The sequence below is a fragment of the Pseudarthrobacter sp. PvP090 genome (assembly GCF_040547365.1).
Lineage (GTDB): Bacteria > Actinomycetota > Actinomycetes > Actinomycetales > Micrococcaceae > Arthrobacter.
On sequence record NZ_JBEPPO010000005.1, the window covers coordinates 314,874 to 325,704 of the forward strand.

Below are 10,831 nucleotides of genomic sequence, written 5' to 3' on the forward strand. Positions count from 1 at the left end.
TGGCCGCCCAACTATGCCATGTTCGGGGCGTTCTACGATCCCGCCAACAACGTGACGCCTGGAGACACAGCCCTGCCGTATCTGGAGAAGGCAAAGAGGTACGCGGACACTCCCGAGAGGTGCGCTTCGCGATGGCATCAATGGCGAACGCCGGTACGAACGTCGGCGGACTCTACGAGGAGCTCGGGGGATTAGGATCGCGGTTATGGGGAGACCAGAGGACATCTTCGAAGGGCAGCCCACCGGAATGCCGGAACCGATGCTGCGGCGCACCGCGCCGTACCGGGAAGGGTCCCGCCCCGCGGTGGTCCGGCACCTTGAAGGCTATGGCCCGTTCGTTGAATTCTGCGAGGCCCAGGGAGCCCCGGCCGATGAGCTGGCCGCGGACCCTGAACGGCTTATCCGGTTCCTGCGCACGGTCGGCTCCCATCTCGCCGATGACAGCACCCTCCGTGCGGCTGCGGCGGTCTTCGTCGGGAACACCATCGCCGGGCTGCGGCCGGACGCGAACTGGACAGCCTACGAAGGGACCCCTTCCACGGTGGGAAACCGGGAGAAGGCGTTCGAGGTTGACCGCCTGCTCGAGGCTCTGCGCAGCGCTGACGACGACGCAGTCCGCGGGCTGATTTCCGTGCTGTCCGACTGGGTCCAGGAAGAGCAGGAGGAGCCCCCGGCAAGGCCCCTTCCGGTGTTCCCGTCAGAAGGGCAGCCCCGCTACGTCCGCCCGGCCCTTCCCACTGAGGCCTACTGCAACCGCGACGGGGAGCCGATTCCCTACGGCCGGCAGTGGGGCGGGGGCGGACCCGACCCGGAGTCCTACAACGTGGAGAGCCACCCCGAGCGTTTCGCCGGGCTGCACGTCGTCGTCCGTGCCCTGATCGACCATCTCACTGCCGTGTACGACGTCGCGGTCCTGGACGATCCGGTGCATGCCGGCGAGCTGCTGATCGAGGGCCGGGACGTGCTGAATGCGGTGAAAATCACCCCGAGGGGTTCCGGGGCGGCGGCCCTGACGTTTGTGCTGACGGGGTGCCCGGGCGTGATGGTGCACGCCGGGGCGCTGCATGACTTCGCGTTTCCGGTGTGCGGTTGTGATGCGTGCGACGAAACGGTGGAGACAACAGCCGACCGGTTGGAGATGCTGGTGCTCTCTGTCGCGGCCGGCGGCTACAGCGAACGCTACCCGGTGGGCCGCAAGCGCTGGAGTGAATACGTCCTGACCGCGTTCGACGGCTCCGGCTCGGAAAGCGGCCAGGGTGAACCTGCCCCGGCCAGCGGCGCCCGCCTGCATGACGCGGAGATCCGGCTGCGGGAGGTGGCCGGCGCGTGGAGTCCCTGGCCGCTTCGCCGGAGCTGAGGCGGAAGGCAACGACGCCCCCGGGGAACCATCGTCCCAGTTCAGACACATATTAAGGCTAGATTGGGAGCCGACTCTTACTTCCCATCGCTGTGAAAGGGCCACATGTCCGGCCGACCGCCCCGTACGTCCCTTTTCACCCGCACTGCCTCCGCGGCAGCAGCCCTGCTGCTCGCCGTCGCACTGGTGCCGGCCACGATCCTGCTGCCTGCGCCGCCGTCCGCGGCCGCCGAGGAGTCAGTGCCCGTCATGGTGGTGCTGGATGCGTCCGGCTCCATGATGCAGGACGACGCCCCCGGCCTGCGGATCGACGCCGCAAAGTCCGCGGTGAAGAACCTCATCGGAGCCGTCCCCGACTCCGCCCGGATGGGACTGATGGTCTACGGGACGGGCACCGATTCCGCGCCGTCCTCCAAGGCCGCTGGGTGCGCCGACATCCGGACCCTGGCGCCGGTGGGTGCGGTGAACAAGGCGGCGCTCACGGCCGCCGTCGACGGCATCAAGGCCACCGGCTACACCCCGGTGGGGGCATCCCTCCGGGCGGCCAGCGAGGCCCTGGCCGATGTGAAGGGCCCGCGGTCCATCATCCTGGTCTCCGACGGCATCGATACCTGCGCCCCTCCCGACGCGTGCGACGTCGCGAAGGAACTCGCCGCCGCCGGCACCGAGCTGAGCATCCACTCCATCGGCTTCAAGGTGGACGCCTCCGCCCGGGCGGAACTCGAATGCATCGCCACGGCCACCGGAGGCACCTATACCGACGCCCGGGACGCTGCCGCGCTGACGGAGGAACTCACTATCCGGACCACCCGGGCCATCGGCGTCTACGAGGCGCAGGGCACCCCGATCACCGGAGGGACGTCCCCGGCGGACGCCCCGCTCCTGACCGCCGGGCAGTACCTCGACGTCCTGGACAAGGGGTCGAAGAAGAACAGCACCTCCGAGGCCGGATCCACCCGCTACTACAAGATCCAGCTGGCCCCGGGGGAGCGGACCCACGCCGCCGCGACGCTATTGGTCCCGCGGACCGATGAGACGGACACCTCGGGCACTGCCTACCTTTCCGTCTCCTTCGTGGACGCGCAGGACAAATCGTGCCTCATCCAGGACACCGAGCATGCCAACTCCAACCAGTCCTTCCTCTTCCCGCCGACGGCGGCGCTCAGCACCCCCGCCCTGGGAGAGGACGCCGGCGATAAGTGCTTTGGGGCGGACGCCAACGGTGAGGCCTTCCTGAAGGTGGAGCGCGCCGGCAACTGGGCCTGGACCAAGGAACTGCCCGTGGAACTCCTATTCGCCACCGAGCCCGCGGGCGACACCCAGGGACTGCCGGACGCGTACGCGGCGTCGCTGCCCCCGGTGGTCCCGGCGCCCGGCGGCACCGCAGCCCCGGTGGCCGGCGGCGCCAGCTACAACACCGCCGCCGAGCTCACGCCTGGCCTGTTCTCCGATTCGCTCCTGGGTGCGGAAACCAAGTTCTACAAAATCCCGGTGGGCTACGGCCAGCGGCTCAGCTTCAAGGCGACGGTGACGGCCGACGGCGCCTCCGCCGGGGCGATAGGCAAGAGCCTGAACCTCGCCCTCTTCAACCCGCTGCGCCAGGAGACTGAACTCGCCCGCGGGAGCGAGAACTACATCTCGGGACACTCGCTGAACTACACGTTTATCCGCACCGGTGACAGCCTGGCAGCCAGCATGGCCGTCCCGGTGCGCTACAACAACCGCAACTCGAAGGACTCGGGCATCGAATTGATCGCCTACCCTGGCGGCTACTACTTGGCCGCCTCGCTCGAGGACGGTTCCACCGTGGACATCGGCAGCGAACTGGCCTTCGACCTGGCCATCGACGTCAGCGGCGACGCCGAGGACGGGCCGCTGCTGATAGCAGCCACACCGACCGCGGAGCCCTCGTCGGCGCCCTCCGAACAGCCCTCCGCCGCTGCCGCGGACGCCCCGCAGGAGGCGTCGACGTCGGACAGCACCGGCCCGCTGTGGTGGGGACTCGGCATCGCCGGGCTGCTGGCAGCGTCCGGCGGAGTGTTCGTGTTCCTGCGGCGCAGGGCTTCTCAGCGGAACTCGGGCTAGGGGCTACTGCAGCCCCGGCACCCCGTCCTGGATCGCAAACGATGCCTTCGTGGAAACGGGGGAGCCCGGCGTCGCGACGTAGTCCAGCACCCGGAAGTCGGCGGTCATGGCGTCCTTGGAGATGCGGGTGTTCACGTAGCCGCGGTTGTCGTTGAAGAACTTCAGGTGCGGGTTCCAGGCCTGCACCGGATCCGTGGTGGAACCGGTGCCGTTGCCCGTGGACGAGATGGACGTGCACACCAGTTCCGAGCCCACCACGGGTGACGCCGGATCCTTGTAGTCCACCTTGACGTCGTTGGCCCAGCTGCGGTGCACGTCTCCGGTCAGGACCACGGCGTTGCGGACGTTGGCGTCCACCCAGCCCTGCGTGATGCGGCGGCGCGACGCGGCGTAGCCGTCCCACCCGTCCATGGAGACGTCGTCGATCTCCGGCGCCCGGTTCCGGTCCTTCTCGGCGAAGAACACCTGCTGGCCCAGGATGTCCCAGCGCTGCGTGGAGTTCCGGAAGCCGTCCAGCAGCCACTTCTCCTGCTCCGCGCCGGTGATCGTGCGGTCCTCGGCCAGGCGTTCTGCTACGTTCTTCTTCCAGCCGTCACCGGCGAGCTGGTCGTCGCGGTACTGCCGGGTATCCATCATGTGGAAGTTGGCCAGCTGCCCCCACTGGATGGTGCGGTAGATCTTCATATCGACCCCGGACGGCACGGAGGAGGCCCGCAGCGGCATGTTCTCGTAGTACGCCTGGAAGGCGGCCGTGCGGCGCTGCCGGAACCGCTCGGTGGTGTCGTTCAGCTGGCCGGCGTCGGTGTTCTCCGGGACCTCGTCCGCCCAGTTGTTGTCCACCTCGTGGTCATCCCACACGACCAGCCAGGGTGCGATCGCGTGCGCGGCCTGCAGGTCGGCGTCGGCCTTGTACTGCGCGTGCCGCTGGCGGTAGCCGGCCAGGCTGGTGGTCTCGGGGCCCTCGTGGTCGCGCGGGTTGCCGCCGGCAATCACGTAGCTGTCCTTCTTGTACTCGTACAGGTAGTCGCCCAGGTGCAGCACCAGGTCCGGCTGGTCCTCGGCCAGCCGGGTGTAGGCGGTGAAATAGCCGTGCTCGTACTGCGCGCAGCTGGCGAACGCCATGGCCAGCGCCGCCGGCGTCTCGTGCGGCGCCGGGCTGGTGAGCGTCCGGCCCACGGCGCTGAGGTGGCGTCCGGTGCGGAACCGGTAGAAGTATTCACGTCCCGGCCGGAGGCCTTTCAGCTCCACGTGGACCGAGTGCGCGGTTTCGATCCGGGCGTTCTCGACGCCGCGGGCTACTACCGTGCGCATGCCGGCGTCCTCCGCCACCTCCCACGCCACCGCGACGTTGCGCGACGGCATCCCGCCCAGGCCGTCCTCGGCCACCGGGTCCACTGCCAGCCGGGTCCAGATCACGAAGCCGTCCGGCCACGGCTCGCCGGAGGCGATGCCCAGCAGGAACGGATCAGTGCGGAGGCCGGCGTCGTCCGCGGTGGAAACGGCGACGGCGGCACCCGGCCAGGCGGCGACGAGCCCGGCCCCGAGGCCAGCGGAAAGGATGGATCTGCGTGAAATGTTGTCCATGGCTTCGACCGTACGGAGGGCGGTTGGACAGGTTCTGTGGGCCATGTGAATGTGCGGTTAACTGTGTGACAAAAGTCGTTAACTGGGTTTTGGCAAGTTTCGCTTACATCCCGCTCAGGCCTCATCAGAAGTCGGTCCGCCAAAGGTGTTCTGGTTCAGCGCAGGCTGCACTACCTTTTTGCTATGGCCATGGGCAAGCAGCGGTGCTCTGACCCCCTACAGGAATTTCTACTCAGAAGGAGTGGGAAAGGTCATGAATCCACGAACCAAAATCTTCTTGGGTCTCATCGTCCTGCTGCTGCTGCTGGTTGTTGGCGGGGTGACAATGTTTGCCTTCAACAACACAAACAGAACCACGGCCGCGGAGTACAACCCGCAGATCAACCCTGCCGATTTCACCACCAACATCACCAATGAATACTTCGCCCTCCCTGTCGGCAAGAAAATGACGTACGAGACCACCGAGCAGGGAAAAGTCACCGAGCGGGTTGAGATCGAAATCCTGCCGGAGACCGTGACCATAGAGGGCGTGGAGACGGTGGTGTATCTGGATAAGGAATACAAGAACGGGCAGCTCGTAGAGGAAACCCGGGATTACCTGGCGCAACACAAAAACGGCGACGTATGGTACTTCGGCGAGGACGTGGACAACTACTGGAATGGGATGTTGTTGAACCACTCCGGCAGCTTTTTGCATGGACGAGACGGGGCGAAAGCCGGCATCTGGATGAAGGCCGAGCAGCGCGTCGGCGATTCCTACCGGCAGGAATTCTACGTTGGTCATGCGGAAGACATCCGGGACACCGTCGCTACCGGCGAGACCGTCTCCACGAAGTCCGGCACCTACACCGACTGCGTCAAGGTCTACGACTGGACGCCGCTTGAAAAGAATGCACGGGAGCACAAATATCACTGCCCCCAGGTCGGTGCGCTGGTCCTAACCGAGGACCTGGAAACAGGGAGCCGGTCAGAACTCGTGAATGTTTCCCAGCCCTAGACCTCCAAGGCGATGCGCGGCACTCAAGGGCCGGCGTCGGGCGGCTACTTTTTGGGCCGGGGCTTGGAAACCTTCGGCTCTTTGGGCGGCAGCCCGGCCACGTGCTCAAATGCCTTCTCCACCCATGCCTTGGCCCGCGCCTCATCGCCGGAGCCCTCGGCGTTCCAGACTTCCGGCAATTCGGTGTACCCGCCCATGGGGCGCTCAGGTGGCCCGAACGGAACGGTCCGCTCGGTGCCTTCCAGCATCTCCTTGCGTACAGGAGCTGCCGCCATTGTGGTGGAGCGGCCGACGGCGTTGCCGAGTCCGGAGGGAGGCGCACTCAGGTGCCCCCGCGGTGCCGCGGACTACGATCGCGGTATGGGGACGACAGAGGACTTGTTCGAAGGACCGCCCACCGGCCTGCCGGCGCCAATGTCACGCGGCAGCGCGCTGTACCGGGGAGGGGCGGACCCCGCGGTAGTCCGGCACGTGGGAGGCTATGCCCCGTTCGTTGAATTCTGCGCGGTGCGGGGAGCGCAGGCCGACGAACTGGCCAGTGACCCCGAACGGCTCATCTGGTTCCTGCGCTCGGCCGGCCCCCAGCTCGCGGACGACAGCACGCTCAGTGCCGCGACGGCCATCTTCGCCGGGAACACCATCGCCCGGCTGCGGCCGGACGCGCAGTGGACCGCCTACGAAGGGGCCCCGCCCACGGTGGGAAACCGGCAGAAGCAGTTCGAGGTCGACCGCCTGCTGGAAGGTCTGCGCAGCGTGGACGACGCTGCGGTCCGCGGGCTCGTTGCCGTGCTGTCGGACTGGGCCCGGGAAGAGCGGGATGAGTCTCCGGCAATGCCGCCCCGCCCGGTGACCCCGGCGGCTGGACAGCCCCGCTATGTCCGGCCGCCGCTGCCGGCGGTCACCTACTACTCCCGCGAGGGGGAGCCCATTCCCTACGGCCGGCAATGGGGCGCCGACGGGCCCGACCCGGACTCCTACAGCGTGGACAGCCACCCCGAGCGATTCGCCGGGCTTCACGTCGTCGCCCGTGCGCTGATCGACCACCTGACGGCGGTGTACGACGTCGACGTCCAGGACGATCCGGCCCATGCCGGGGACCTGCTGAGGGAGCGTGGGGACGTGCTACAGGCGGTCAAGGTCACCCCGCGGGATCCAGGGGCGGCGGCCCTGACGTTTGTGCTGACCGGGTATCCGGGAGTCCTGGTCCACGCCGGCGTGCTGCAGGACTTCCCGTTTCCGGTGTGCGGCTGCGATGCCTGCGACGAAACGGCCGAGACCGTGGCGGACCGGCTGGAAATGCTGGTGCTCACGGTCGCGGCCGGCGGCTACAGCGAACGCTACCCGGTGGGCCGCAAGCGGTGGAGCGAGTACGCGCTGAACGCGTTCGACGGCTCCGGATCGGAAAGCGGACAAGGCGAACCCGCCCCCGCCGCGGCCGCCCGCCTTCGTGACGCTGAGGTCAGGCTGCGGGAGGTCGACGGCGGGTGGAGCCCGTGGCCGCTGCGCGGGAGCTAACGCCGGCGCCCTTGTACGGGCCGTTCAGGGTTTGGTGCCAGAAAGGCTCAGCCCTGGCCCCCAGCGGAAGGGGAGTTGCCGCCTGGGGGACCGGACACTGAGGCCGGCGTCCACCGCGGCGGCATACAGCGGAAGTGTCCACGTAAATGATCAACGGTCCCCGCGAAGGTCGGCCGACTTCCGCTGTGTCCGCGGCCTGACGGACGCGCGGCAGTGCCTGAATTTCAACGACGCCGGCGGCCGGCCGCACCTGCCCTGCATGAGGAACCGGCTGGGCATTTCCGCGTCACAAAAGGTCTGCGAAATGAATCGATAGTAAAAACTCAGATCGCGGGTTACTATTTGCAAAAGTCTGGCTAGCAGACTTTAGTTGCGAGGCTTCGGCTCACGCATGAACTTGGGGGATGGACATGCTCGCAACGACGAGTCGATTTCGCTTGCCTGCCTTTATTAGTGCAGTTCTGGCGATATTAATGATGCTGGGTTCCCTCCCGGCCACCGCAATCGATGCGGTTTCGACGACCACCCCGGGTGCCACGATCAGCGGTAAAGTCACCTTTCCCGTAGGCAGCATTCCAGTCGTTTACGTCAGAGCCATTCCGGCGGCCTCCCAATACCAGCCCGGTCAGCCGCTCATAGTGGGACCGGACGGGAACTACAAAGTCACGGACCTGGCCGCGGGCGCCTACAAACTGCAGTTCTCCAGTTCAAGCGGCGAGGTCCTGGAGCAGTGGTACCAGAACGCCACCTCTTTTTCCTCTGCCACACCTGTGACCGTCACGGCAGGCCAGAACCTCGCCGGCATTAACGTCACTGTGACTAAGGCCGCCACGATCAGCGGAAAAGTCTTCGTGCCGGCAGGCGTCAGTCGTTCCGGCATTGGCGTCACCGCCGTCCCGTCTGCCTCGCAATGGCAATCGGGTGGCCAGCACGCCAGCGTGGCCCTGGATGGCAGCTATAAGATCATGGGCCTGGTGGCGGGAACTTATAAGATCCAGTTCTCGGGTGCGGGCACCGGTGCCCTCGATGAGTGGCACCTGAATGGCGCCTCCTTTGAGACTGCCACGGCACTGACGCTCACCGCGGGCCAGGACCTCATTGGACTTAACGCCACTCTTGCGAAGGGCGCCACGATCAGCGGAAAGGTCACCGCCCCGGCAGGTGTCAATCTTTCTGACGCCTACGTGAGTGCCACGCCGGCGGCCTCGAACGGCAGCCCTTTAACTCGGTCGGGAAGCGTTTCATCCGACGGCAGCTACAAGGTCATCGGCCTGGCTGCGGGAGCGTACAAGCTCCAGTTCTCCGGCAGGAACACCGGAGCCCTGGAGCAGTGGTACCGCAACGCCGACTCCTTTGAAACGGCCACTGCCGTGACTGTCACCGCGGGCCAGGACCTCACAGGCATTAACACCACACTGGTCAAGGGCGCCACGATCAGCGGGAAAGTCACCGCCCCGGCAGGGGTCAATGTTGCCAACGTTTCCGTCGAGGTCTGGTCCGCCGACATGAGGCACCGGGGTGAGTCCACCCTGGGGCAGGACGGAAGCTACAAGCTGACAGGCCTGCCGGCGGGATCCTACAAACTCCACTTCTCTGGCTGGAACACCGGCGCCGTTGACCAGTGGCACAAGAACGCAGCCTCCTCGGTGACGGCCACCGCCGTGACCGTCGCCACCGGCCAGGACCTCACCGGCGTCAACGCGAGCTTGGTCAAGGCCCCCACCGTCAGTGGCAAGGTGACGCTGCCGACAGGGATGAGTGCCAGCTCCATCCACGTGGCGCTCTACTCGGCTACTGACCCAGAGCGGTGGACGCACATTCCGGTGAACGCGGACGGCACGTACAAAGCCACAGCTACGGGTCCCGGATCCTACAAGCTGGCCTTCAGGGGAGGCGCGTCCGGCGCCGCTGACCAGTGGTACAAAGCCGCGAGCTCCTTCGGCACGGCCACAGCTGTGAATCTGGCGGCGGCGCAGGACTTGACGGGCATCAATGCCACCCTGGTCCGTGGTGCGACCATCAGCGGAAGAGTCACCGCTCCTGCCGGCGTGGAGCTCAGGAAAGTAACCCAAGAGATGGGCTTGGTGGCAGCGACGACGGTGCTGGTCTATGCGGCGGGCTCTTCCACGACGGAAGTTGCAAGCGCCGATGTCAACGCAGACGGCACCTACCAGGTCACCGGACTGTCGGCCGGATCCTACAAATTCTTCATCGTCGGCCGGAACACGGCCGCGTTGGACCAGTGGTACGACCGCGCGGCCTCGTTCGCTGGTGCCCGCACCCTGTCCGTGACGGCCGGACAGAACCTCACCGGCATCAACCCCGCGCTGAGCGCGGCCTCTGCGATCAGCGGCAAGATCACCGGCGGCGCGGTCTACACACCGGTCAACGTGCTCAATACCGCAGGGGCTATCGTCAAGACCGGCTATTCGAATGTTGACGGTACGTTCAACGTCGGTGGCCTGGCTGCAGGATCCTACAAAGTTGCATTCAACCGAGCCAGCGGCTCCTCTGTCGCGGAAGCGCAGTTCTACAACAACAAGGGCGAATCCGCCGGCGTGGGCGCAGCGCAGACGCTGACCGTCGGGGCGGGCCAGACGGTCGCGAGTATCAACGCCACACTCGTCACGGGCGGCACGATCACCGGCCTCCTGAAGGACAAGGCGGGCATAGCGCTGGCCAACGCCCGAGTGCAGGCATACACGCGCGATGGCCGGCTCATCACACGGAGTGGGAGCACCGACTCCAGCGGCAGGTTCTCCGTCAGGGGCCTCAGCACCGGCAGCTACTTCGTCGTGGCGCGATCCAGCGTGGACGGAACCCAAATCTATTCAGGAAACGTCGCCACCGAGTCGAACGCCAAGGCGATCACGGTCGCCGTCGGCAAGACGACAGATCTGGGCACGCTGTCCTTCGGCACGCCGGCGCCGGCGGCGTTGACGGCGGCTCCGGTGCCGACGGTCACGGGGTTGGCGGTGACGGGTCAGAAGCTGACGGCGGTCCCGGGGACCTGGGGTCCGGCTCCGGTGGCGTTGGCGTATCAGTGGAAGCGTTCGGGGGTGACGATCGTGGGGGCCACCGCCAGCACTTATGTTCTGACGGCCACTGACCTGGGGAAGACGATGACCGTGACGGTGACGGGTTCGAAGGCCGGGTATGTGACGGCGGCGAGGACGAGTCTGGCGACGAAGGCTGTGGCGGCGCCGGCGGCGTTGACGGCGGCTCCGGTGCCGACGGTCACGGGGTTGGCGGTGACGGGTCAGAAGCTGACGGCGGTCCCGGGGACCTGGGGT

Annotated in this window: 7 protein-coding genes; 5 read left to right on the forward strand and 2 right to left on the reverse strand. The window is 66.7% G+C overall.

Features of this window, described 5'->3' with window-relative positions; translation table 11 throughout:
- The first annotated feature begins 205 nt into the window (after positions 1 to 205).
- Both ABIC21_RS08140 and ABIC21_RS08145 read left to right on the forward strand, forming a co-directional pair.
- Positions 206 to 1,357 carry a DUF6226 family protein gene (locus ABIC21_RS08140; protein ID WP_354349891.1) on the forward strand — a complete coding sequence of 384 codons (1,152 nt, stop codon included), beginning with the start codon at positions 206 to 208 and terminating at the stop codon, positions 1,355 to 1,357.
- Between the two features lie 105 nt (positions 1,358 to 1,462).
- The gene (locus tag ABIC21_RS08145) at positions 1,463 to 3,442 is read left to right on the forward strand and encodes a vWA domain-containing protein (protein ID WP_354349892.1); all 1,980 of its coding nucleotides are present in this window, start codon (positions 1,463 to 1,465) and stop codon (positions 3,440 to 3,442) included.
- Between the two features lie 3 nt (positions 3,443 to 3,445).
- Here the strand turns inward: ABIC21_RS08145 and ABIC21_RS08150 are convergent, their stop codons facing one another.
- The gene (locus ABIC21_RS08150) at positions 3,446 to 5,026 is read right to left on the reverse strand and encodes an alkaline phosphatase D family protein (protein ID WP_354349893.1); all 1,581 of its coding nucleotides are present in this window, start codon (positions 5,024 to 5,026) and stop codon (positions 3,446 to 3,448) included.
- Positions 5,027 to 5,279: 253 nt separating this feature from the next.
- Here ABIC21_RS08150 and ABIC21_RS08155 point away from each other — a divergent pair, with 253 nt between their 5' ends.
- The gene (locus tag ABIC21_RS08155) at positions 5,280 to 6,023 is read left to right on the forward strand and encodes a hypothetical protein (RefSeq protein ID WP_354349894.1); all 744 of its coding nucleotides are present in this window, start codon (positions 5,280 to 5,282) and stop codon (positions 6,021 to 6,023) included.
- Positions 6,024 to 6,067: 44 nt separating this feature from the next.
- On the opposite strand, the gene ABIC21_RS08160 is transcribed toward ABIC21_RS08155, so the two are convergent.
- Entirely contained in the window at positions 6,068 to 6,271 is a 204-nt protein-coding gene (locus ABIC21_RS08160; RefSeq protein WP_354349895.1) for a hypothetical protein, read from the reverse strand.
- 112 nt (positions 6,272 to 6,383) lie between these two features.
- Here ABIC21_RS08160 and ABIC21_RS08165 point away from each other — a divergent pair, with 112 nt between their 5' ends.
- Together ABIC21_RS08165 and ABIC21_RS08170 are read left to right on the forward strand one after the other, a co-directional pair.
- Entirely contained in the window at positions 6,384 to 7,538 is a 1,155-nt protein-coding gene (locus tag ABIC21_RS08165) for a DUF6226 family protein (protein WP_354349896.1), read from the forward strand.
- A gap of 638 nt (positions 7,539 to 8,176) precedes the next feature.
- The coding region (locus tag ABIC21_RS08170; RefSeq protein ID WP_354349897.1) for a beta strand repeat-containing protein at positions 8,177 to 10,831 on the forward strand (2,655 nt) is incomplete at its 3' end.